We start from the raw sequence: 22,630 nt of genomic DNA, 5'->3' as shown, positions 1-22,630 counted from the left end.
CCTAGGAGGGTACGGCCGTGCACCAGGCCCGCGGTGGGGAACCGACAAACTGCTAGCGCAGGTGAAGCCCCCAGACCGCGGAAGCGGCTCGTTGCCAGGTGAACTCACTCGAACGACTGAGACCACTGTCACGCAGGGCCGCCGCACGCTCCGGCTGGTCGAGGACGTCGCGAAGGGAATCCGCAAGCGCTTGCGCGTCGCCGACGGGGACGGTGACGCCCGCTCCCCCGGCCACCTCGACCAGGGCGGGAGCGTCCGAATGCACCACCGGCACCCCGGCGGCCATCGCCTCGATCAGCGGCAGCCCGAACCCCTCCGCCCGGCTCGGCATCGCCAGCACCGACGCGCCCCGCAGCGCGAACGCCAGTTCCGCGTCGCTCACCTTCCCCAGCACCCGGACGTCGGCGCCGTGCTCGCGCGCCAGCGCCGCCGGGTCGATGCCGCCCCACCCCGGCTGACCGGCCAGCACCAGCGGCACCCCGATCCGGCCGGCGGCGTCGATCAGCACGTCGATGCCCTTGCGCGGCTCGATCGTCCCGATCGCGAGCACGTACTTCTCCGGCAGCGCGACCTCGGCGAACCCGGCGGGCGGCCGCACCCCGTGCGGGATCACGCGCACCGGTACCGAGACCGGGACGAGCCGGGCGAGCGCGTCCGCAATCGCTTGCGTGGGCACGGTCAGCGCGGTCGCCCGCGACGCGGCCCGCGCGATCACCGCCTTGTGCCACGCGACGCCGCGCGGGGTCAGCGTCTCAGGATGCGTCCACGGCACCGTGTCGTGCACCGCGACCGACAGCGTCCGCCCCCTCGGCACCCTGGCGGGCGCGAGCGGCGTCGGTGCGTGGACCGCGTCGCCGCCCGGCCACCACGGCAGGCCGAGCTGCCAAGCGGCGATCAGCCCCCGGGGCGGGATCGGCAGCACGCGCGGCCCCTCGACCCCCTCGACGACCGCGGCTTCGATGTCGGCGTGCCGCGCGACGACGCTCGACACCGTCCAGCCCGGCGGTGCCGTCTCGGCGAGCGCGCGCAGCAGCTCACCGGTGTAGCGGCCGGTCCCGCCGGGGACCGGCGCCAGCAGCTGCTCGGCGAGCACGACCAGTTCGGGCATGGTCACTATTCTCTCCACCATGACCAGCACCACCGTCGTCGTGGTCACCTGGCGCGGCGCCGCGCACATCACCGCCTGCCTCGACGCCCTCGCCGCGCAGACCCGCGCGCACCGGACCCTGGTCGTCGACAACGCCTCCGACGACGGAACGGCCGCCCTGGTCGCCGCCCATCCGTCGAAGCCCGAAGTGCTCCGGCTGCGGCGCAACACCGGCTACGCGGGCGCCATGGCCGCCGCACTGGACAAAGTGGACACTCCGCTGATGGCCTGGCTCAACGACGACGCCGCGCCGACCCCGGAATGGCTCGCGACCTGCGAAGACACGCTCGCGAAGGCGCCGCTCGCCGCCGCCGTGAGCGCCCGGCTGACGCTCCCCGACGGGACCGTCCAGTCCACCGGCGTCCGCCTGACGGCCGACGGTCACGGCGCCGACCTGCCGGAACCCGTCGAAGAGGTCTTCGGCTTCTGCGGGGGCGCGGCCGTCCTCGACGTCGAGGCGCTCCGTTCCGTCGGCGGCGTCCCCGCCTCCTATTTCTGCTACTACGAGGACACCGACACCGCGTGGCGGCTGCGGCTGGCGGGCTGGGACGTCGTCAGCGCCGAAGCCGACGTCACCCATGAGCATGGCGCGAGCACTCTGCCGGGTTCGGTCCGGTTCCACCTGTGGAATGAACGCAACCGCCTCCTGACCCTCCTGCGCTGCGCTCCGCGCGCGGTGGCGATCCGCCAGCTGGTGAAGTTCGCCGTACTCACCCTGGTACTGCCCCTCCGGGGGAAACCGATGGCACCGAACTTCCGTCTGAGTCTCCGGTGCCGCGTCCTGGGCGCCGTCGCCGCGCGCCTGCCGCGCACGCTGGTCGAGCGGCGGGCTGTAGGGCGACGGGCGACACTGGGCCGAGGCGCGGTCTGGGAGGCGTGGGCGGGCAATTAAGCTTGCCCCAATCGAGAGCAGGGAGTACGGCTTTGGCGCAGGGGGAAACGCAACCGGTCGTCTCGGTGATCGTCGTGAACTACCGGGGGGCCGCCGACACCGTCACCTGCCTGCGCGCACTCGCTGAACACGATTACCCGAACCTCGAGGTCATCTGCGTCGACAACGCCTCCGGCGGCAGCGACGTCGCCGAGATCAAGGCCGCCGCACCGGGCGTCAAGCTCGTCGAATCGCCGGTGAACTCCGGTTTCGCGGGCGGCTGCAACCTCGGCGCGCGGCACGCCACCGGCACCGTCCTCGCCTTCCTCAACAACGACGCCCGCCCGGCCCCCGGCTGGGTCGGCGCGGCCGTCGCCGAGCTGCGCGCACAGCCGACGGTCGCCGCGGTGGCCAGCAAGGTCCTCGACTGGGACGGCACCGGCACCGACTTCGTCGACGCGGGCCTGACCTGGTTCGGCATGGGCTACAAACGCCACGCCGGCAGCCCGCTGGCCGACGTCCCCGCCGCCGAACACGAGATCGCCAAGGACGTCCTGTTCGCGACCGGTTCGGCGATGTTCGTCCGTGCCGGGGTGTTCGCCGAACTCGGCGGGTTCGACGAGCGGTTCTTCATGTTCTACGAGGACGTCGACCTCGGCTGGCGGCTGAACCTGCGCGGCTGGCGCGTGCGCTACGTGCCCGAGTCGCTGACCTACCACAAGCACCACGCCACGATGTCCACAGTGGACGCTCCGGACTCCGGGCGTGAAACGTTCTTGCTGGAGCGCAACGCCTTGGCGGCGCTGTACAAGAACCTCTCCGACGAGACCCTCTCGCGCGCGCTCCCCGCCGCGCTGGCGCTGGCCGTCCGCCGGGCGACCGCGCGCGGGGACCTCGACGCCACCCGGTTCGATCTCGCCCAGGGTGTCGGCCCGGCCGAAACCGGCCCGGTCGAGGTGCCGAGGACGACGTTGGCCGGAGTACTGGCGATCGACCAGTTCGTCGAACTACTGCCGTCGCTCACCGAGTCCCGTGCCGCCGAGCAGGCAGCCCGCGTCCGCACCGATGCCGATCTGCTTCCGTTGCTGCGCAAGGCCTTGGAGCCCGCGTACCCGCTGCCGCGCTATCTCGCCGCGCACGACGTGCTGGTCGAGACGTTCGGCATCGACGCGCTCTTCGGGCAGCGCCGCAAGGTACTGGTGATCACCGGTGACTCGATCACCGAACGGATGGCGGGCCCGGCGATCCGCGCGTGGAACATGGCCGCGACCCTGGCCACGGAGCACGACGTCCACCTGGTGACGATCAACCCCCTCGCCGACCCGCCGCCCGCGGCGTTCCGGGTCAGCGCGGCGACCAGGCGCGATCTGGAGACGCCGATCGCGTGGGCCGACATCATCGTCCTGCAGGGGCACGTGCTGGAGCTCGCGCCGTCCCTCAAGGAGCAGTACGCGCACAAGATCGTCGTCGCGGACCTGTACGACCCGATGCATCTGGAGCTGCTCGAACAGGGCAAGGGCGTACCCGACGACAAACGGGCACTGGACCTCATCGGGGTCACCAAGGTCCTCGACGCGCAGTTGGAGCGCGGCGACTTCTTCCTGTGCGCGTCGGAGCGTCAGCGCCACTTCTGGCTGGGCCACCTCGCCGCGATGGGCAGGCTCTCGCCGCGGCTGTACGACGCCGACCCGACCACCCAGTCGCTGCTGTCGATCGTCCCGTTCGGCCTGTCCCCGCAGGCACCGGTCCGCACCGGACCCGGCCTTCGGTCCACTTTGGACGGCATCGGCGAGACCGATCACGTCGTGTTGTGGGCGGGCGGGGTCTACAGCTGGTTCGACCCGTTGACCCTGGTCCGGGCGATCGAACGGCTGCGGCAGCGCCGCGGCGACGTCCGGCTGGTGTTCCTCGGGATGAAACATCCCAACCCCGAGGTCACCGAGATGGACATCGGCGCACGCACGATGCTGCTCTCGGACACGCTCGGGCTCACCGGCAAGCACGTGTTCTTCAACCAGCAGTGGGTGCCGTACGAGGAGCGCCAGAACTGGCTGCTCGACGCGAACTGCGGTGTCACCACGCATTACGAGCACGTCGAGACGACGTTCGCGTTCCGCACGCGGGTGCTGGACTACCTGTGGGCCGGGCTGCCGATCGTCACCACCGACGGGGACTCGTTCGCCGACCTGGTCCGCGAGGAGAAGCTCGGCGTCGTCGTCCCGGCCGAGGACGTGGACGCGCTGGCCGACGCGCTGGAAAAGGCGTTGTACGACGAGGAGTTCGCCGCCGGCTGTGTCGAGCGGATGGCCGCCGTCGCCCAGCGCTACGCCTGGCCCGAGGCGCTGAAACCGCTGGTGGAGTTCTGCCGGAACCCGCGGCCCGCCGCGGACCGGCTGCCCGGTTCGGAGGACCTCGTGGTCAGCGTACCGGTGCGGGGCAAGGAAATGCTGCGCCGCGACGTCGACCTGGTCCGCGAGTATCTCGCCGACGGCGGACCGAAGGAACTCGTGCGGCGCGTCGGCGGCCGGGTGGTCAAGGTCGCCAAGCAGAGGCTCGGCCGTGGCTGACCGCCCCTTGCGCGTTCTGCTCGACGGGACCCCGCTGCTCGGTGCCAGGACGGGTATCGGCCGGTACACGGTCGCCCTGTCCGAAGAGCTCGCCTCCATGTCCGAAGTGGACACTCGTGCGGTCGCGTTCACCTTGCGCGGCTGGCGACGGCTGCGGCACGTGCTCCCGCACGGCGTCCGGGCCCGCGGGATGCCGGTGGCCGCACGGCTGCTGCGGAAGGCGTGGCTGCGTTCGCAACTGCCGCCGGTCGAGCTGTTCGCCGGGCCGACGGACGTCGTGCACGGCACCAACTTCGTGCTGCCCGGCCGGTTCCGCGCGGCGGGTGTGGTGACCATCCACGATCTGGCCTTTTTGGACGCTCCCGAGGAGCTCGCGCCGAGCGATCACGAGCTGCCGCGGCTGGTCCGGCGCGGCGCCCGGCTCGCCGACGCGATCTGCACGCCCACCAACGCCGTCGCCGATCAGGTCGCCGAACGGCTCGACGTGGACCGCGGCAAGATCATCGTCACGCCGCTCGGCGTGAACCCGGCGTGGTTCACCGCGCGCCCGCCGGATCCCGAGCGCCGCAAGGAACTCGATCTCCCGGACAAATACCTGCTCTTCGCCGGCGCCCCCGGGCCCCGGAAGGGCCTGCACTGGCTCCAGCAGGCCCACGAGGCCGCGCCGGATCTGCCGGATCTGGTGTTCGTCGGCCCCGGTTCGTTCTCGGTGGGCTCACGCTCGCGGCACGTCGGATACCTGTCGGACGTGAACCTCCGGCGGGTCGTCGCCGGGGCGAGTGCGCTGGTGCTGCCGTCACGCGACGAAGGCTTCGGTCTTCCGGTGCTGGAAGCGCTGGCGTCGGACGTTCCCGTGGTGTGCACGGACATCCCTGCGCTGCGCGAGGTCGCGGGGAACTGCGCGAGCCTGGTGCCCTACGAGGACGTCGACGGGCTCGTGGAGGCGCTGCGGATGGCCGTCAGCGACCCGCACGCCGTCGCCACCTCGGCCGCGCGCCGCGCCCACGTCGCGAACTTCACCTGGCGCGCGTGCGCCGAACTCACCGTCGCCGCGTACCGCCAGGCGAGCACGAAGCACTGACCTCCCGCATTTCGTCCTCTGAATGCGATCGCATTCAGAGGACGAAACGCGGGGCGGGGTCAGGAAGCGAAGTAGGCCTTCAGGGCATCGGACCAGTCCCGAAGCGGCGTGAGACCCGCCTCGCGCCACGAAGCGTTCGACAGCACCCCATACGCCGGACGCGCCGCCGGGCGCGGGAATTCCGCCGTCGTACACGGCTTCACCCGAGCCGGATCCGCGCCGAGTTCCGCGAAGATCGCCTTCGCGAACCCGCACCACGTCGTCGACCCGCCACCCGTGCAGTGCAGCACCCGCTGCGAAGGCCCTTCACCCGCGGCGATCCGACCGGCCAGCTCCAGCAGCCCGGCGGCGAGGTCTCGCGACCAGGTCGGCGAACCGGCCTGATCGTCCACTACGGACAGTTCTTCGCGCTCCTTTTCCAGGCGCGCCATGGTCTTCACGAAGTTCGCCCCGGTTTTGCCGTACACCCAGGACGTTCGCACGATCCAGGATCGCGCTCCGGACCCGAGCAGCGCGTCCTCGCCGGCCGCCTTCGTCCGGCCGTAGGCGTTCAGCGGGCCCAGCAGGTCGCCGGGCTCGTACGGCGAAGTCGCGTCACCGGCGAACACGTAGTCCGTGGACACATGGATGAGCGGCACCCCGCGCGACGAGCACGCGGCGGCGAGCACCCGCGGGCCGTCGGCGTTCACCGCGAACGCCCGCTCCTCGTCGGTTTCCGCCGCGTCCACCGCGGTGTAGGCCGCCGCGTTGATCACCACCGGCGACGTCCCCGTCGCCCGCGCACGGTCCGCCAGTTCGGTCACCGCGGCGACGACCTGGCCGGTGTCGCGCACGTTCAGCTCCGAAGACGACGGGGTCGCGGCCTCCGGGGCCAGCGCCGCGAGGTCCTGCCCGAGCTGCCCGGATCCGCCCGGCACGAGAATGCTCAGCACCCGCTCACGCCCCCGCACGCTTCTTCAGCGGCTCCCACCACGACCGGTTTCCGCTGTACCAGGCGACCGTGTCGGCCAGACCGTCCTCAAAGGACTGACGCGGCGCGTAACCGAGCTCGGTCGAGATCTTCGTGATGTCGACCGAGTACCGGCGGTCGTGCCCCTTGCGGTCCTCGACCGGCTCGACGCTCTCCCAGTCCGCGCCGACGGCGGTCAGCAGCCGCTCGGTCAGCTCGCGGTTGGTGAGTTCCGTGCCACCGCCGATGTTGTAGACCTCGCCCGGCCCGCCACCGTCGGCGACGAGCTGGATGCCGCGGCAGTGATCGTCCACGTGCAGCCAGTCACGCACGTTGAGCCCGTCGCCGTAGAGCGGCACCTTCTTGCCGTCGAGCAGATTGGTCACGAAGAGCGGGATGACCTTCTCCGGGAATTGGTACGGACCGTAGTTGTTCGAGCACCTCGTGACACAGACGGGCAACCCGTGCGTGCGGAAGAACGAACGGGCCAACAGATCCGAGGACGCCTTCGACGCCGAGTACGGCGAATTCGGCTCCAGCGCGTGGTCTTCGGCCCAGGAACCCTCGTCGATCGAACCGTAGACCTCGTCGGTGGACACGTGGACGAACTTCCCGACCTCGGCCTCGAGCGCGGCCTGCAACAGGGTCTGCGTGCCCAGCACGTTGGTCAGCACGAAGTCGGCCGCGCCGGCGATCGAACGGTCCACATGGGACTCGGCGGCGAAGTGCACGACCAGGTCGACGCCCCGCATGAGCTCGCTGACCAGGGCGCCGTCACAGATGTCGCCCTTTTCGAACCGGTAGCGCGGGTTCTTGCGCACCGGCTCCAGGTTCGCCTCGTTGCCCGCGTAGGTCAGCTTGTCGAGCACGATCAGCTCGGCGTCGGCCAAGCTCGGGTACGCGCCCGTCAGCACCTGCCGGACGTAATGCGAACCGATGAACCCGGCACCCCCGGTGACCAGCACTCGCATCCCGCGATCCTCCCTCTACGACTTCACCGACCGGCCGAGTGTGTCACGACCGGGGCAACCTTTCACCAGCCTACGGACGTCTAACACGGGGATCAGTAGAGTTACGGGCAAGGCACGCGTGTGCCCTGGGGAGATTCGTGGAGGACCGCACGTGACCGAGTGGCCCGGGCCACCCATTCCGGCGCGCCGTGGCGGCGGCGTCGTGGTGTTCGCCCGCCGCGGCGTGAAGGTCGTGTTCAGCCTGGTCTCGATCACGATCCTGGCGCTGACCTGGTGGGGCTGGCAGTTCATCGGTGACCCGTCGCAGGGCTTCGCGACCACGAACATCTTCGAGGACAACGGCCATCCACCGGCGAAACCGCTGGACGGCGCGATCGACATCCTGCTCGTCGGCCAGGACAGCCGCACCGACGCGCAGGGCAACCCGCTGCCGCGCGAGGTCCTCGACATGCTGCACGCCGGTGTTTCGGACGGCGAGCGCCAGACCGACACGATGATCCTGGTGCACATCCCCCAGAACGGTAAGAAGGCGGTCGCGATCTCCTTCCCCCGTGACTCGTGGGTCGAGATCACCGGCGGCTTCGGCAAGCACAAGCTCAACAGCGCGTACGTGTACGCCTACAACGACACGTCGAAGACGCTGCAGCAGCAGGGCAACTCCGATCTCAAGGACGTCGACGCCAAGGCCAAGGACGCCGGCCGCAAGAACCTGATCGCGACGCTGGAGAAGTTCATCGGCAAGCCGAAGATGATCGACCGGTACGCCGAGGTGAACCTGTCGAGCTTCTACGAGATCACCAAGGCGATCGGCGGCGTCGAGGTCTGCCTCAACAACGCGGTCAAGGAGAAGAAGTCCGGCGTGGACCTGCCCGCGGGCAAGTCCACCGTCGAAGGCGTGCAGGCGCTCGCGTTCGTCCGTCAGCGCTACGACCTGCAGAACGGCGACCTCGACCGGATCGCGCGGCAGCAGGCCTTCCTGTCGGGGCTGGCGAACAAGGTGCTCTCCTCCGACGTCCTGATGAACCCGGCGAAGATCTCCGACCTGATCGACGCGGTGAAGAAGTCGGTCGTGCTGTCGGCAGGCTGGGACCTACCCGAGTTCGCCGCCCAGATGCGCGGGCTGACCAGCGGGAACGTCGAGTTCCACACCATCCCGACCCAGGGCGACGCGAATATCGGCGGCGCCGCCGTGCTCCGGGTGGACCCGGCTCAGGTGCAGGCCGAGGTCACCCGCCTGACCGCCGACGGCGAGACGGCACCGACGGAGACCCCGGCCACCCTGCCGGGCGCGGAAGCGGTGACCGTCGAACTCTTCGACGGATCCGGTTCGCCCACGGTGGCCACCGAGACCCGGAACCTGTTGCAGGGCAAGGGTTTCAAACTCGCTGCCGACACCAAGCTCAGCACCCGCAACTCGACGGTCATCCGGTACGCGCCGGGCGACGACGACGCGCTGGCCCTGATCAAGCAGGTCTTCGGCACCGCGGTGCAGGCCGAGGCGGACCGTGACGTCGCTCCTGGCAAGGTGCGGGTGCTGCTCGGCAAGGACTTCAAGGGCGCGAACGCGACCACGGCCCCGTCGAAGACTTCGATCCCCTCGAAGCCCGCTCAACCGCCCTCCAGCGCTCCGGCGGCGCCCAGCACGACGCCGATTGTCGCGGGCAATGTGCCCTGCGTCAATTAATCCCGGGTACTCAGCGTGGCCGACCTCACGGTGGCATAGCCTTCTCTTACGATCGGACCAGCGACAACGCCAGGGGAGGTGATCAGGGATGAGCGACGAGGAAAAGAGCGTCAACGCGCGTTCTGAGCAGTTGGACGACGAGGAGCCGAAGCCCGAAGAGGGCACCAAATCGGACACCGAGAGTGACGGAGAGCCCCAGTTCGTCCCGACGCCGCACCCGCGGAATCCGCCGCTCCCCCAGCCCTCCACGCCGGCCGAGGACGAAGCCGTCTCGGGCACGCTCGTCGTTCCCGAACGCCCGCTGCGCCGCGCCGGCCGGATCACCCGCCGGATCGCGGTCGGCCTCGTGTCCTTGCTCGCCCTCGGCACGACGGGCTACGCGTACGTCACCAAGGACCAGCTGCAGAACAACGTCCCCACGACGAACGCCCTGAGCAAGCCCGACGATCCCGCCGCCCCGCCCGCCGACGACGGCGCGACCGACATCCTCCTGGTCGGCAGCGACGCGCGCACCGACGCGCAGGGCAATCCGCTGCCGCTACGGGTGCTCAAGGAACTGCGCACCGAGGAGAAGCCGGGCGTCAACACCGACACCATCATCATCCTGCGGATCCCGAAGAACGGCGGGAAACCGTCCGGCGTCTCGATCCCGCGGGACACCTGGACCGACATCCCCGGCCGCGGTCCGAACAAGATCAATTCGGCTTACGGCGTCGCGAAGGCCAACTACACCAACGCGCATCGCGGTGAATCCGATCAGGCGAAACTCGAACGCGATTCCGATCAGGAAGGCCGCAAGGCACTGGTCCAGACCGTTCAGGACCTGACGCAGATCCGGATCGACCACTACGCGGAGGTCAATCTGCTCGGGTTCTATCTGCTGACCGAGGCGTTGGGCGGCGTCAAGGTCTGCCTGAACCACTCGACCGAGGACAAGGACTCCGGCGCGAACTTCCGGCGCGGCGAGCAGACCGTGTCGGGCGGGGAGGCGCTTTCGTTCGTCCGGCAGCGCAAGAACCTGCCGCGTGGCGACCTCGACCGCATCGTGCGGCAGCAGACGTTCCTGTCGTCGGCGCTGAACCAGGTGCTCTCGGCGGGGACGCTGACCAGCCCGTCGACGATGGCGGGCCTGATGGACGTCGTGCGCCGGTCGATCGTCCTCGACGAAGGGCTGGACTTGCTGGAGTTCGCGCAGCAGGCGAAGGGGATCGCGTCGGGCGATCTGACGTTCACGACGATCCCGGTGGTGAACATCAACGGCCGCAGCGCCGACGGCCAGAGCATCGTCGAGATCGACCCCGCCGCCGTGCGGTCGTTCGTCTCCGGACTGGTGGGCCGGGGTGGTGGCGGTGGGGCACTCGGGGCGGCTCCGCTGCTCGCCGCGTCGAGCGTTCCCTGCGTGAACTAGCGTTGGGGGCGTGAGCCTCACCGAACTGCTGCTGCGGCCCGTGCTCGGGTCGCCCGCGAAACCGCTGATCACGCACTACGACGACAAGCAGGGCAGCCGGGTCGAACTGTCCGTGGCGACCACGGTGAACTGGGCCGCCAAGACGGCGAACTGGCTGGTCGACGAGTTCGACGTCGAACCGGGCGACGAGGTCGCCGTGGTGCTGCCGTCGCATTGGCAGACCGCCGGTGTGCTGCTGGGCGCGTGGTGGTGCGGCGCCAGGGTGGTGACGGAGACCGCGGGCGCCCGGGTGGCGTTCGTCGCGCCGGGCGGCGCTTCCGACGCGGCCGCGACCGCCGTCGTCTCGCTGCACCCCATGGGTCTCGGGCTGCCCGCCGGCTCCGTACCCGACGGGGCGATGGACTACCTGACCGAAGCCCGGCTTTCGGGTGACCAGTTCAGCCCGCTGTTCCCCGTGCCCGGCGACACTCCCGCACTGGGCTCGTCCACTGTGGACGAAGTGCTCACCGAGGCGCGCTCTCGCGCTTCCAGGCTGGGACTGTCCGCCGACGATCGCGTTCTGTCCACTGTGGAATGGGCTGGCGCGGAAGGGATCCTGGCGGGCTTCCTGACGCCGCTGGCGGCCGGTGCCCATCTGGTCCAGGTCACCGACGCGGATCCGGCCAAACTCGCTTCTCGGCGCGAAGCGGAGCGGACTACCGCGGATCTTCCCTCCTGAAGTGCCAGGAACGGTCCTTTCCTTGCAAATTTTGCGAGGAAAGGACCGTTCCTAGCGTTGAGGTCAGGCGTCCTGGAGCTGCTTCGCCTCACGCTTGCGTCCGAAGAGCGCGTGGTCGAGCGACAGTTTGCCGGGGTTGAAACCGAGCGCGAGCCCGGCGACCGCCAGGACCAGGACGAGTTCGTAACCGCCCTGACCGGTGAGGCCGTTGTCGAGGTGCACCGAGAGCAGGGCGCCGACGGAGACCACGACGAAGCCGAGGCCCACCAACGGCGTCAGGAAACCGACGATGAACAAGATGGCTCCCACGATCTCCACCGCGATCGCGAAGATCGCCGCGAGCGTCGGGAGCGGGATTCCGGTCTGCTCGAAGAACTTCGCGGTTCCGTCGATCCCGTTTTCCCACTTCTGCAGGCCGTGTGCGAGGAAGACCACACCGACACCGATCCGGCCCAGCAGGAGGGCGACATCCTTGAAACGAGCGAACATCGGGTATCAGCTTTCTGGTCGGTGAATATTCAACTTACCCGGATCACGGTAGGGCACCGAGCGCCTCCGACGGCACCTCCGGAGCGTGATCGACAGGTACCCGACAGGAACTCCCATACGGCAGAATCCCCCTTCGTGACGGACGAACGGCTGGCCGGCCTCTGGTCGGACGAGATGGTGCATCCGGGCAGCGTCGAGTCCGTCGACCTGGCTTTCCGGGACGACGGCTCCGGATGGCTCTATTGGTCGAGCTGGAGCACCGAATTCGCGGTGTCCCGTTTCATTTGGTCGGCGCCCGGCGAACTGGTCTTGAAGTTCCATCGCACTCTCGGCGGCACGTGGTCGATCGAAGACGGTGTCACCCGTCACGAAGTCGAGTCCGACGAGAAAGAAGAGTCCGTCATCCGGCTCGGCTACGAAATCGCGCCCGGCGAGGATCCGTTCGGCAATCCGGTGACCCTGCTCTCGCTGGACCGCGCGTTGGACGAGCACCTGGCGGGATCACGGTTCGCCTGGGTCGAGAAACCGGAATCGCTCAGCGACCCGTCCGCCGATGCTCCGCGGCCAGACCCGTCCAGCCGCCACTGACGGCCAGCAACTCGAGCACCCGCTCCGCCTGCTCGGCGAACCCGGCCAGATCGGCGTGCAGCAACGCTATCCGCTCGGCGTCGAGCGGGACCTCGTCGTCGGCCCACAGCTCGATGACCGTGCTGACGGTCCACACGAGGAACTGGATGATCCGGATGAACTCCTCGGACGGCTCGTCGACGGCGCCGCGGTACCCCGTCTCGATCTCGTCGCAGGCCGCGACCAGCTCCCGCAGCGGCCTGACGACGTCGGCCGCCGTCCCGTCCCAGGCGGCCGACGGCCACGTGCGATCCCCGAGTTCGAGCCACAACCGCCAGCCGGCGATCAGCTCGGCCTCGTCGTGCGGTGTCCACGACACCGGAGCGAACCAGAACATCCTTCGAGAGTGACACCGGCGGCCCATGATCGCCGTACTTCCGTGAAGCATCTCACCGAGGGTCAAACCGATCGCCCGCGCGAACGAGTGCCTCTAACCTCACACCGTGCCCGCCACGAACCAGCCCTGGTCGGGCGACGACGAAAAGTTCAACCGCGCCTGCCACGCGCGCTGGCGCGAACGATTCAATCGAGGGCCATCTCACCTCGACGAGCAATGCGGCGGATGCGTCTTCTGGGTCGCCCTGCACGGCCGACTCGGCGACGACTACGGCGCCTGCACCAATGCGCGTTCGTTCTTCGACGGAGTGGTCCGCTTCGAACATGACGGTTGCACCGCTTTTACGGCACGCGGCGACGGCTCATTCGGCTGACGCTCCCAAGGACATGAAGGCCCCCTTCCTTGCGTCTAGCGCAAGGAAGGGGGCCTTCACGTACTTCGAGGGGCTCAGCCCTTGAGCAGGGCGCGCGCCATGACCATGCGCTGGATCTGGTTGGTGCCTTCGTAGATCTGCGTGATCTTCGCGTCGCGCATCATGCGCTCCACCGGGAAGTCGCGCGTGTAGCCCGCGCCACCGAAGAGCTGCACCGCGTCGGTGGTCACCTGCATCGCGATGTCCGACGCGTACGCCTTCGCGGCCGCGGCCATGTAGCCGCCGCGCTTGTCGCCACGCTCGGTCGCCGCGGCCGAGGCGTAGACGAGGTTCCGCGCGGCCTCGATCTTGATGCCCATGTCGGCCAGCATGAACTGGACGCCCTGGAACTCCGAGATCGACTTGCCGAACTGCTTGCGCTCCTTGACGTACGCGATGGAAGCGTCGAGCGCGCCCTGCGCGATGCCCAGCGCCTGCGCGCCGATGGTCGGGCGGGTGTGGTCGAGGGTGCGCAGCGCGGTCTTCAGGCCGGTGCCGGGCTCGCCGATGATGCGGTCGGCCGGGATGGTGGCGTTCTCGAAGTGGATCTCGCGGGTCGGCGAGCCCTTGATGCCGAGCTTCCGCTCCTTCGAGCCGACGGTGAAGCCGGGGTCGTCCTTGTGCACGACGAACGCGGAGATGCCGTTGGCCTTCTTCTCGGCCTCGGGGTCGGTCACCGCCATCACGGTGTACCAGGACGATTCACCCGCGTTGGTGATCCAGCACTTGGTGCCGTTCAGCACCCAGTGGTCGCCGTCGAGCTTCGCGCGGGTGCGCATCGAGGCGGTGTCCGAGCCGGCTTCGCGCTCCGAAAGCGCGTAGGACGCCGAAGCCTCACCGGAGGCGATGGAAGGCAGCACGAGCTTCTTGAGGTCTTCCGACGCCGAAAGGATGATCGGCACCGTGCCCAGCTTGTTGACCGCCGGGATGAGCGACGCCGACGCGTCGACCCGCGCGACCTCTTCGATGACGATGCAGGCGGCGATGGCGTCCGCGCCCTGGCCGTCGTAGGCCTCGTCGATGTGCACGGCGTTGAAACCCGACTTGACCAGCGCGTTGTACGCCTCGATCGGGTAGCGCTCGTTCTCGTCGACCTCGGCCGCGTACGGCTCGATCTCCTTCTCCGCGAGGGCACGCACCGCGGCCCGCAGCTCCTCGTGCTCTTCGGCAAGCTGGTACAGACCCGGGCCGTCAGACACCTTCGTCACCTCTTCTAACCGCGTTTGGGAGTTTGACCGATGTTAGCGCTCGTTCACATGGTGCGACATCGCGAGCGCTTGTGTCTTTGACCGCAAAGTCCGTACGTTCGAGTGATGGAGCTCACCCCGTTCCCCCGGTCGCTCGATTATCCCGAGGTCCCGGTCGGCTCGGTGCTCGCCGGCGCCGCCGCTCGCTGGGGCTCCCGCACGGCCTTCGCCCACGGAGACCAGAGCCTCACCTTCGCCGAGACGTACAGCGCGGCCTGCCGGTTCGCGAACGCCCTGCGTGCCGAGGGCGTCGGCCGGGGCGACGTCGTCGCGCTCCACCTGCCGAACTGCCTGGCGTACCCGGTCGCCTACTACGGAACGCTGCTCGCCGGGGCGACTTTCAGCCCGGCGAACCCCCTGCTCCCGCCCGAGGACCTCGCCGTCCAACTGGCCGATGCCGGGGCGGTCGCCGCCGTCACCGTCGGCCCGTTCGCGCGCGTGCTCGCTTCGGTGCGCGATCGGACGTCGGTCCGGCTGACCGTCGTCGTTCACCCGCCGGAGGCACTTGGGCAGGGCGAGGTCGAGTTCACGGAGTTCCATTCCGGTCACTCCGACGAGCGGCCGGACGTCGAGATCGACATCTACCGCGATCTCGCCCATCTGGCGTACACCGGCGGCACCACCGGACGCTCGAAGGGTGTCCGCCTGCCGCATCGGAACGTCGTGGTCAACAGCCTGCAGAGCTCCTGCTGGCGGCTGGGCGCGGTCCCCGCCGTCGACGATTCGGGAGAAGTGATCGTCGAGCAGCTCGGCGGCCCGGACGAATGGCCGTCGCGGATCGGCACCGGGATCGCCCTCAACCTGACGCCGTGGTTCCACGCTATGGGCACCATCGCCGCGCTCAACGTCCCGCTGCTCGACGGCGGCACCATCGTCCTGCACGACCGCTTCGACCCGGCCGCGTACGTGGCCGACGCCGAACTGCTGCGGGTCACCACGATCGGCGGCGCGCCCGCGCTGTTCGCCGCGTTGCTCGCCTGCCCCGAGTTTCACACGGCCGACCTGTCTTCGGTACTGACCATCGGCTCCGGCGCGGCGCCGATGAACCACGAGATGATCCGTGCCCTGCAGAAACGCTTCCCCGGCGTGCTCGTCATCGAGGGTTACGGCCTCACTGAGGTCACCATGGGAGCCGTCATCGCACCGGCCTACCGCTCCGCGGTCCGGAAGGTGGGCTCGGTCGGCCTGCCGCTCCCCGACACCGAGATCAAGATCGTCCCGGCCGAAGGCGGCGAAGATCCTTTGCCCGCCGGGGAAAGCGGCGAGGTCTGCCTGCGCGGCCCGCAGGTGATGATCGGCTATCGCGACCGCCCCGAGGAGACCTCGGCCGCGCTCGTCGACGGCTGGCTGCACACCGGTGACATCGGCATCCTCGACGAGGACGGCTATCTGTCCATTGTGGATCGCAAGAAGGACATGCTGCTGTACAAGGGATACAACGTCTTCCCGCGCGAACTCGAAGAGCTGCTGATCACCCTGCCCGGCGTCTCGGCGGCGGCCGTCGTCGGCAAACCGGACACCGAGGTCGGCGAACTACCGGTCGCGTTCGTGGTGCGCAGCGACGAGAACGTCACGGCCGAACAACTCCTGGAAGCCGTCGGCGCACGCGTCCTGCCGTACAAACGACTGCGGGCGATCCACTTCGTCGACCAGATCCCGGTCTCGGCGGCCGGGAAAGTGCTCAAACGGGAACTGCGGAAGCAGCTCGCCGACTGAACCCCACGCGTTTCGTCCTCTGAATGCGATAGTTCGCCATCGAACCACCGCATTCAGAGGACGAAATGCGGGGTCAGCCTTCGACGCGTTTCCGCAGCGCGGAGTCCTTGTCGAGCACCAACTGCTCCAGATCCGCCTGGAATCGCGCCATTTTCGCCTGAAGCTCCTCATCGGACGCGGCGAGGATGCGCACCGCGAGCAGACCCGCGTTGCGCGCCCCGCCGACGGAGACCGTCGCGACCGGGACACCGGCGGGCATCTGCACGATCGAGAGCAGCGAGTCCATGCCGTCGAGGTACTTCAGCGGCACCGGCACCCCGATCACCGGCAGCACGGTCGCCGAAGCGACCATGCCCGGCAGGTGTGCGGCACCGCCGGCGCCCGCGATGATCACGCGCACACCGCGCGAAGCGGCCGAAGTCGCGTAGTCGAGCATCCGCTGCGGAGTGCGGTGCGCCGAGTAGACGCCGACTTCGTATTCGATGCCGAACTCGGCCAGCGCCTGCCCGGCCGCTTCCATCGTCGGCCAGTCCGAATCGCTGCCCATGATCAGGCCAACCTGCGGCGACATACTCAGTTACTCCTAGTGGATCTCGTAGCCGTCGAGCCAGACGGCGTGGGAAAGCCAGTGCGCGGCGAGCAGCGCGCGGTCGCGCAGCTCCTCCATGCGTTCGCCGACGAGGTTGACGTGGCCGAGTTTGCGGCCGGGGCGTTCTCCCTTGCCGTACAAGTGAACGCGGATGTCCGGGTACCGCGCGAACAGATGGTGCAGCCGCTCGTCCGGGCCCATTTCCGGTGCGTCGGGCGCGCCGAGGACGTTCGCCATCACGCAGGCGGGGGCGATCAGGTCGGTCACCCCGAGCGGGTAGTCGAGCACCGCCCGCAGGTGCTGCTCGAACTGCGAGGTCTTCGAACCGTCCTGGGTCCAGTGGCCCGAGTTGTGCGGGCGCATCGCGAGTTCGTTGACCAGCAGGCCTTCGTCGGTCTCGAACAGCTCGACGGCGAGCAGGCCGGTCACGTTCAGCGTCGCGGCGATCCGCAGCGCCAGGTCCTGCGCCTCCTGCGTGCGTTCGAGGCTCAGCCCCGGGGCGGGGGCGAGCACCTCGGTGTTGATCCCGCCGGACTGCACGGTCTCCACCACCGGCCACGCCGCGCCCTGCCCGAACGGGGACCGGGCCACGAGCGCGGACAGTTCGCGCCGCATGACGACCTTTTCCTCGACCAGCAAGGGGGTTCCGGCGTCGAGCAGTTCGGGGACGGTCTCGCGGGCGTGCTGCGCGGTGTCGAGCATCCAGACGCCGCGGCCGTCGTAGCCGCCCTGCGCCGCCTTGAGCACCACCGGCCACGAGTGCTTGTCGCCGAAGGTGAGCACATCGTCCACAGAGGACACTTCGGCGAAGGCGGGGCCGGGGATCTCGAGCCCGGCCATCATCTCGCGCATGACGAGCTTGTTCTGCGCCATCGACAACGCGGCCGGATCCGGCCGGATGGTGACGCCTTCCATCGCGAGCGTCAGCAGGTGCTCGCCGGGAACGTGCTCGTGGTCGAAGGTCAGCACGTCGACCCCTGCGGCGAACGAGCGCAGCGCTTCGAGATCGGTGTGGTGGCCGTGCACGACCTCGCCCGCGACGAGGCCGGCGGATTCGTTCTCCCCGGCGGCCAGCACGCGCAGGGACTGGCCGAGGGAGATCGCCGCCTGGTGGGTCATCCTGGCCAGCTGTCCGCCGCCCACCATGCCCACGATCGGAAGACCGGTTCGTTTGTCCATAACGTCGTGCAGATTACTTGGCCGCCACCGCCGCGACCTGGGCGGACCCGCGTCGCAGCTCCCGCACGGCGAGGCCTGTGATGGCGATCGCAGCGGTGAGGACGTAGACGTTGCCGAGCAGCGACCACCCCAGCCCCCAGCCGAACTCGGTGTCCCCGCCGTTGGGCACGAACATGATCACGCCGCTCGCGAACAGCGCCGCGACGCCCGCGGCCGGAACCCACGCCCGGCGGACGACGAGCAGGACGAGCAGCGGCACCGTCCACACCCAATGGTGTGACCACGACACCGGCGAGAGCAGCAGGCCGTAGAACGCGGTCACCAGCAGCGCGCCGACCGGGTCGCCGCGGCGGTGCAGGCGCACGACCAGCCAGACGGCGGGAACGGCCAGGACGGCGGCGACGGCGATGGCCACCGCCAGTGACCACGACGCGAGTTCCGAAGCGCGGTTCACCAGGCCGTTGAGTGACTGGTTGAAGATCCAGTGCACGGAGCCGACCCGGCTGGGATCCGTCGCCGACTCGGTCCAGAACCGGACGGCGTCACCGGGGATCACCGCGAACATCACGGCTTCGAGCGCCACGAACGTGCCGAGCGCCCGCAGCGCGTCCTTCCAGCGTCCGGTGAAGAGCAGATGCGGCACGAAGATCAGCGGCGTCAGCTTGATCGCGGCCGAGATCCCGATCAGCACCCCGGCCCAGCGCGAGCCGCGCGCCGAAAGCACCAGGACGTCGACGACGATCAACGCCATCAGGATGAGGTTGATCTGCCCGAGGAAGATCGTCTTCCAGACCGGCTCCAGCGCCAGCGCGCCCGCCGTGGCCAGCGGCAGCACCCACCATCGGGTGAGCGGGGCGCCGCAGGCGCGGGCGCCCACGGAGATCACGACGCTGAGGCAGACCAGCGACAGGGCGCCGACGACGCCCCAGGTCAGTCCGGCGGGCACGATCGCGAGCGGCAGGAACAGCGGCGCCGCGGCCGGGGTGTAGGTGAACGGCAGCAGCACCCACGGCGGCAGTGTCGTCAGCGCCTCGCGAGTGTAGAGCGGTTCGCCCTTCAGCAGTGTCAGAGCACCGGCGCGGTAGACGGCGCTGTCCGCGCCGAGATGCCATTCGCCGAGCCACGCGACGACGCCCAGCGTGAGCATCGCCAGCGCGAGCACACCCGCCAGCGTGATCCCGACGAGCCGGGCCTCAGCCGCCGGACGTGACTTCAGCATGCTTTCCGGTGTCCCCCGTGCCCTGCTTCCGCCGCAGGTACCACCAGCGTCCGGCGAGCGCGGCCGCCAGCACCAGCGGCATGAGGATGTACGCGCTGCCGAGGATGTTCTCCCACACCTTCCAGTGCAGCTCGACGTTGCGACCGTTCGGCAGGATCAGCAACACACAGCTGATGAAGACGAAGAACACCGCGAAGGTGCCGAGCCAGCGTTTCCACGCGGTGGCGGGCGTGGTCTTCGGCAGACGCGAGACCAGCAGGACGACCAGCGGCGCCACCCACACCCAGTGATGGGTCCAGGAGATCGGCGAGATCAGCAGGATCCAGAACGCCGTCACCAGCATCGCCGCGAGCGCCTGGCCCTTGCGGTGGAAGCGCAGCACCAGCCAGATCGCCGGGATCGCGAGCAGCGCGCCGATCCCCATCGCCGCCTTCGACGCCCAGGGCGCGAGTTCGGTGAAGCGGTTCATCAGCGCGTTCAGCGACTGGTTGCCCGCCCAGTGCACCGGGCCGATGCGGCCGGTGTCGGGCAGCGTGTAGGTCCAGTAGCGGGCCGCGTCGTGCGGGATGATCAGGAACATCAGGCCCTGCATCACGACGAACGTGATGAGCCCGCGGACGGCGTCCATCCGGCGGCCGGTGATGAACAGATGTCCCAGGAACACGATCGGGGTGAGCTTCACCGCGGCCGCGACGCCGACGAGCACGCCGCCCCAGCGGCTGCCCCGCGCCCCGATGACCAGGATGTCGAGCATCACCAGCGCCATCAGGATGATGTTGATCTGGCCGAGGAAGATCGTGCGCCACACCGGTTCGAGGCCGAGGAAGACCAGGAAGAACGCGATCGTCGACCGGGCGGGCGAGGCCCACCAGCGGGGACCGTCGGTCGAGGGCTTCGGCAGCGCGCCGATGGCGATCCGGACGCACAGCGCCAGCGCGAGCAGCGAAACCGCGGTCAGGAGCCCCCAGGCGACCTGCGTCGGGACCATCGCGAGCGGGATGAACAGCAGCGCGGCCGTCGGCGGGTAGGTGAACGGCAACAGCGCCCACCACGGCTCCACCGGCAGGGTGTTCGCGTCGTACAGCGGGTCACCGTTGAGCAAGGTCTCGGCACCGGCGCGGTAGACCGCGCTGTCCACGCCCAGCACCCATTCGTGCTGCCATCCCCAGATGCCGAAACCGATCGCGACCAGCGGGATCACCGACAGGATCAGGATCGACCTCGGCCGGACGGACAAGCGGGCGAGCGACTTCCGCAGCGACAGACGATGCTGCGGTCGGCTCGCCGAAACGTCGCCGTTGGCGTCGGCGTCAACAGTCCGGGTCACGCAAACAGGAAATCATGAACCGGGTTGTGCCTGGTCGACAGGGTCGCCCGTGACCTGGAGAACCTCTTACGCTAACCCAGCGTCAGGAGCGCGCGAGAGAGCCGAGCAGATCGCACGCCAGGTCGTAGGTCGCCGGGAGCCGGACCGCCGAAATCTGCGGACGGCCGGTGTCGCGCAACTGCGCGTCCACCGAAAGCCGCTCGTTGAGCGCCCTTCGCAGCGCGACGCCGGACGAGGCGAGCCTCACGTCCTTCGGCACGAGGGCGCCCGCGACCGACGGCCCGATCGAGGCGACGCTCTCCCCGCCGTCGAACACCTGCTTCAACGCGTCCGCGACCAGGATCATCCCGGTCAGCCGCGGCCAGCCCGCGACCGAACTGAAGTCCATCGAGACCACGAGCAGCGTGTGCGCCTCCGCGACCGGCCGCTCGTCGCGGCGGGCCTGGCGGTACAGCTCACTCAGCCGGGTCCTCAGGTAAGCGGCGGCGGGCAGACCGGTGAGGGGTTCGGTGACCTCGGTGTTCACCAGCTGGTCGGTCGCGACGTCCGCCCACGCCAGCGCCGTCACCCGAAGTAGCCGGGAGGGCGTGGAGTCGACATCCGGAGCGAGGAAACCGTCCACCGCGTCCGGGTCGGCGAGCACGGCGTGCAACGCCGCGAGGTCCGCGAGCGTCTCGGCCAGTCCCGCGCCCGCGGCTGCCCGTGCCCGGCCCAGCCCCGCGAGGGCGGTCTCGGCCACTTCCGCGGGAGCGACCCGGCCGTTCTTGATCACCGCCGCGCAGACGGCATCGACCTCGGGCAGGCCCCAGTCGCTGGGGAAACGCCAGCCCGCGGCCAGGCTGGCCGTCCGCCAGCGGGCCCGCAGTGCGCGGAGCGTGCGATCTCGTTCGAACCGGTTCCAGGCGGCTTGCCCGTCGGATCCCCCGGACGGCGCACCGGTGGCCGGTACGTCCACTGCCCACCGCCCCTTTCCGTTCCGATCTTTTCGATCTTGCGATCGCTTCACGGTGGGGACGCCCGTCGACGCCGCGCGTGACGGCGTTTTTCAAGGATCTTTCCGAACTCTTCGGTAACCCATCCTGGGTGATGGCGTTGCGCCCTCCGGGTCATCGAAGGGACCGCGAGGTGACGTGCGTCGCCCGTTCCGTCACACTGAGCGTGTTCGGGCGTTAGGAAGAGTAGACCCGCCTAACCCGCAGATGAAGGAGCCCCGTGTCCACCGTTCCCGCCGATCTCTCCGGTAAGAGTGACGCCGAGCTGATCGCCGAGGTGCGTGACGGGAAGATCGCGTCTTACGGAACCCTTTACGAGCGTCACGCCGGCGCGGCGCACAACCTCGCCCGCCAGCTCGCCCGCTCGAGTTCCGAAGCCGACGACCTCGTTTCGGAAGCCTTCGCGAAGGTGCTGGACACGCTGCGCGGCGGCAAAGGCCCCGACGCCGCGTTCCGCGCGTACCTGCTGACCGCGCTCCGGCACACCGCCTACGACAAGACGCGCAAGGACAAGCGCGTCGACCTGAACGAGGACATGTCCGACGTCGGCGGTGCCGTCGGCGAAGCGCTGACCGTCCCCTTCTCCGACACGGCCGTCGCCGGGCTCGAGCGCACGCTCGCCGCGAAGGCGTTCGCCCGGCTGCCCGAGCGGTGGCAGGCGGTGCTGTGGCACACCGAGATCGAAGGGCAGACGCCCGCCGAGGTCGCGCCGCTGCTGGGGTTGACCGCGAACGGTGTCTCCGCGCTCGCCTACCGGGCGCGTGAAGGCCTGCGGCAGGCGTATCTGCAGGTCCACCTGGCCGAGAACTCCGCCGAACGCTGCCGCGCGAGCGCGGACAAGCTCGGTGCGTGGACCCGCGACGGGCTGTCCAAACGCGAACGTGCCCAGGTGGAGAACCACCTGGACGAATGCGAGAAATGCCGCGCGCTGGCGGCGGAACTGGCCGACGTCAACACCGGGCTGCGCGGGATCATCGCGCCGATCGTGCTCGGTGGCGCGGCTCTCGGGTACCTGGCGACGACCGGCGCGGGCAAGGCGGGCGCGGTCACCGCGGCCGCGACGGCCGCCGCCGCGGGTTCGACTTCGGGCGGCGCCGCCG

Annotated in this window: 21 protein-coding genes; 10 read left to right on the top strand and 11 right to left on the bottom strand. The window is 69.5% G+C overall.

The genetic code is table 11. The features are described 5' to 3' along the window. Positions 1-52: 52 nt before the first annotated feature. The gene (locus ACSMFO_RS39340; RefSeq protein WP_436462441.1) at positions 53-1,108 is read right to left on the bottom strand and encodes a glycosyltransferase family 4 protein; all 1,056 of its coding nucleotides are present in this window, start codon (positions 1,106-1,108) and stop codon (positions 53-55) included. Positions 1,109-1,127: 19 nt separating this feature from the next. On the opposite strand from ACSMFO_RS39340, the gene ACSMFO_RS39335 reads away from it, so the two are divergent. The 3 genes from ACSMFO_RS39335 to ACSMFO_RS39325 are packed head-to-tail and all read left to right on the top strand — an operon-like array spanning position 1,128 to position 5,666. Continuing rightward, positions 1,128-2,039 carry a glycosyltransferase gene (locus ACSMFO_RS39335; RefSeq protein WP_436462437.1) on the top strand — a complete coding sequence of 304 codons (912 nt, stop codon included), beginning with the start codon at positions 1,128-1,130 and terminating at the stop codon, positions 2,037-2,039. Between the two features lie 32 nt (positions 2,040-2,071). Further along, positions 2,072-4,585: a glycosyltransferase gene (locus ACSMFO_RS39330; protein WP_436462436.1), complete on the top strand. Its 2,514-nt coding sequence runs from the start codon at positions 2,072-2,074 to the stop codon at positions 4,583-4,585. Next, positions 4,578-5,666: a glycosyltransferase family 4 protein gene (locus tag ACSMFO_RS39325; protein WP_038519197.1), complete on the top strand. Its 1,089-nt coding sequence runs from the start codon at positions 4,578-4,580 to the stop codon at positions 5,664-5,666. The genes ACSMFO_RS39330 and ACSMFO_RS39325 overlap by 8 nt, the downstream gene beginning before the upstream one ends. A gap of 59 nt (positions 5,667-5,725) precedes the next feature. Here ACSMFO_RS39325 and rfbD read toward each other — a convergent pair whose 3' ends face one another. Both rfbD and rfbB read right to left on the bottom strand, forming a co-directional pair. After that, positions 5,726-6,598 carry a dTDP-4-dehydrorhamnose reductase gene (gene rfbD, locus ACSMFO_RS39320; RefSeq protein ID WP_436462435.1) on the bottom strand — a complete coding sequence of 291 codons (873 nt, stop codon included), beginning with the start codon at positions 6,596-6,598 and terminating at the stop codon, positions 5,726-5,728. A 4-nt stretch (positions 6,599-6,602) separates the two neighbouring features. Then, positions 6,603-7,586: a dTDP-glucose 4,6-dehydratase gene (gene rfbB, locus ACSMFO_RS39315; RefSeq protein WP_436462434.1), complete on the bottom strand. Its 984-nt coding sequence runs from the start codon at positions 7,584-7,586 to the stop codon at positions 6,603-6,605. Between the two features lie 151 nt (positions 7,587-7,737). Between rfbB and ACSMFO_RS39310 the strand changes: the two genes are divergently transcribed. The 3 genes from ACSMFO_RS39310 to ACSMFO_RS39300 all read left to right on the top strand — a co-directional run bounded on the left by ACSMFO_RS39310 (position 7,738) and on the right by ACSMFO_RS39300 (position 11,396). Further along, on the top strand, positions 7,738-9,270 hold the full coding sequence (locus tag ACSMFO_RS39310) for an LCP family protein (protein ID WP_038519202.1): 1,533 nt from the start codon (positions 7,738-7,740) through the stop codon (positions 9,268-9,270). Positions 9,271-9,358: 88 nt separating this feature from the next. Beyond that, positions 9,359-10,678, top strand: coding sequence for an LCP family protein (locus ACSMFO_RS39305; protein WP_436462433.1), 1,320 nt, complete (start codon positions 9,359-9,361; stop codon positions 10,676-10,678). A gap of 10 nt (positions 10,679-10,688) precedes the next feature. After that, positions 10,689-11,396: a TIGR03089 family protein gene (locus ACSMFO_RS39300; protein WP_436462432.1), complete on the top strand. Its 708-nt coding sequence runs from the start codon at positions 10,689-10,691 to the stop codon at positions 11,394-11,396. Positions 11,397-11,459: 63 nt separating this feature from the next. Here the strand turns inward: ACSMFO_RS39300 and ACSMFO_RS39295 are convergent, their stop codons facing one another. Then, on the bottom strand, positions 11,460-11,885 hold the full coding sequence (locus ACSMFO_RS39295; protein ID WP_016331387.1) for a DoxX family protein: 426 nt from the start codon (positions 11,883-11,885) through the stop codon (positions 11,460-11,462). A gap of 135 nt (positions 11,886-12,020) precedes the next feature. Here ACSMFO_RS39295 and ACSMFO_RS39290 point away from each other — a divergent pair, with 135 nt between their 5' ends. After that, positions 12,021-12,473, top strand: coding sequence for a hypothetical protein (locus ACSMFO_RS39290; RefSeq protein ID WP_436462431.1), 453 nt, complete (start codon positions 12,021-12,023; stop codon positions 12,471-12,473). Here the strand turns inward: ACSMFO_RS39290 and ACSMFO_RS39285 are convergent. Beyond that, a complete protein-coding gene (locus ACSMFO_RS39285) occupies positions 12,421-12,849 on the bottom strand; it encodes a hypothetical protein (protein WP_037332246.1) in 429 nt (142 codons plus the stop codon). The genes ACSMFO_RS39290 and ACSMFO_RS39285 overlap by 53 nt on opposite strands. Before the next feature lie 106 nt (positions 12,850-12,955). On the opposite strand from ACSMFO_RS39285, the gene ACSMFO_RS39280 reads away from it, so the two are divergent. Further along, positions 12,956-13,222, top strand: coding sequence for a DUF3027 domain-containing protein (locus ACSMFO_RS39280; protein ID WP_436462430.1), 267 nt, complete (start codon positions 12,956-12,958; stop codon positions 13,220-13,222). Positions 13,223-13,296: 74 nt separating this feature from the next. Here the strand turns inward: ACSMFO_RS39280 and ACSMFO_RS39275 are convergent, their stop codons facing one another. Continuing rightward, complete coding sequence (locus ACSMFO_RS39275) at positions 13,297-14,469, bottom strand: acyl-CoA dehydrogenase family protein (RefSeq protein WP_174492065.1); 1,173 nt, start codon at positions 14,467-14,469, stop codon at positions 13,297-13,299. Between the two features lie 105 nt (positions 14,470-14,574). Between ACSMFO_RS39275 and ACSMFO_RS39270 the strand changes: the two genes are divergently transcribed. Continuing rightward, positions 14,575-16,224, top strand: coding sequence for a class I adenylate-forming enzyme family protein (locus ACSMFO_RS39270; protein WP_436462429.1), 1,650 nt, complete (start codon positions 14,575-14,577; stop codon positions 16,222-16,224). A gap of 73 nt (positions 16,225-16,297) precedes the next feature. On the opposite strand, the gene purE is transcribed toward ACSMFO_RS39270, so the two are convergent. From purE to ACSMFO_RS39245, 5 genes are all read right to left on the bottom strand, one after another. Continuing rightward, the gene (purE, locus tag ACSMFO_RS39265) at positions 16,298-16,795 is read right to left on the bottom strand and encodes a 5-(carboxyamino)imidazole ribonucleotide mutase (RefSeq protein WP_038519216.1); all 498 of its coding nucleotides are present in this window, start codon (positions 16,793-16,795) and stop codon (positions 16,298-16,300) included. Positions 16,796-16,807: 12 nt separating this feature from the next. Beyond that, positions 16,808-17,992, bottom strand: a complete 1,185-nt coding sequence (locus tag ACSMFO_RS39260) for a 5-(carboxyamino)imidazole ribonucleotide synthase (protein WP_436462428.1) — start codon at positions 17,990-17,992, stop codon at positions 16,808-16,810. A 13-nt stretch (positions 17,993-18,005) separates the two neighbouring features. After that, positions 18,006-19,211, bottom strand: coding sequence for a glycosyltransferase 87 family protein (locus tag ACSMFO_RS39255; protein WP_436462427.1), 1,206 nt, complete (start codon positions 19,209-19,211; stop codon positions 18,006-18,008). Then, on the bottom strand, positions 19,186-20,538 hold the full coding sequence (locus ACSMFO_RS39250) for a glycosyltransferase 87 family protein (protein ID WP_436462426.1): 1,353 nt from the start codon (positions 20,536-20,538) through the stop codon (positions 19,186-19,188). The genes ACSMFO_RS39255 and ACSMFO_RS39250 overlap by 26 nt, the downstream gene beginning before the upstream one ends. 82 nt (positions 20,539-20,620) lie before the next feature. Beyond that, on the bottom strand, positions 20,621-21,493 hold the full coding sequence (locus tag ACSMFO_RS39245) for a GGDEF domain-containing protein (protein ID WP_436462425.1): 873 nt from the start codon (positions 21,491-21,493) through the stop codon (positions 20,621-20,623). A 257-nt stretch (positions 21,494-21,750) separates the two neighbouring features. Here ACSMFO_RS39245 and ACSMFO_RS39240 point away from each other — a divergent pair. Continuing rightward, a partial coding sequence (locus ACSMFO_RS39240) for a sigma-70 family RNA polymerase sigma factor (protein ID WP_436462424.1) occupies positions 21,751-22,630 on the top strand: 880 nt, incomplete at its 3' end.

It is taken from the genome of Amycolatopsis sp. w19 (assembly GCF_051373225.1).
GTDB lineage: Bacteria > Actinomycetota > Actinomycetes > Mycobacteriales > Pseudonocardiaceae > Amycolatopsis > Amycolatopsis japonica.
Note: the sequence above shows the minus strand (reverse complement) of the source record. Positions and strands in the feature narration are given on the sequence as shown.

Coding starts and splice junctions, on each gene's coding strand:
- ACSMFO_RS39340 (WP_436462441.1), bottom strand. CDS start 1,108: ATGCCCGAACTGGTCGTGCTCGCCGAGCAGCTGCTGGCGCCGGTCCCC.
- ACSMFO_RS39305 (WP_436462433.1), top strand. CDS start 9,359: ATGAGCGACGAGGAAAAGAGCGTCAACGCGCGTTCTGAGCAGTTGGAC.
- ACSMFO_RS39335 (WP_436462437.1), top strand. CDS start 1,128: ATGACCAGCACCACCGTCGTCGTGGTCACCTGGCGCGGCGCCGCGCAC.
- ACSMFO_RS39255 (WP_436462427.1), bottom strand. CDS start 19,211: ATGCTGAAGTCACGTCCGGCGGCTGAGGCCCGGCTCGTCGGGATCACG.
- ACSMFO_RS39295 (WP_016331387.1), bottom strand. CDS start 11,885: ATGTTCGCTCGTTTCAAGGATGTCGCCCTCCTGCTGGGCCGGATCGGT.
- ACSMFO_RS39285 (WP_037332246.1), bottom strand. CDS start 12,849: ATGTTCTGGTTCGCTCCGGTGTCGTGGACACCGCACGACGAGGCCGAG.
- rfbB (WP_436462434.1), bottom strand. CDS start 7,586: ATGCGAGTGCTGGTCACCGGGGGTGCCGGGTTCATCGGTTCGCATTAC.
- purE (WP_038519216.1), bottom strand. CDS start 16,795: ATGTCGCCGCAGGTTGGCCTGATCATGGGCAGCGATTCGGACTGGCCG.
- ACSMFO_RS39260 (WP_436462428.1), bottom strand. CDS start 17,992: ATGGACAAACGAACCGGTCTTCCGATCGTGGGCATGGTGGGCGGCGGA.
- ACSMFO_RS39270 (WP_436462429.1), top strand. CDS start 14,575: ATGGAGCTCACCCCGTTCCCCCGGTCGCTCGATTATCCCGAGGTCCCG.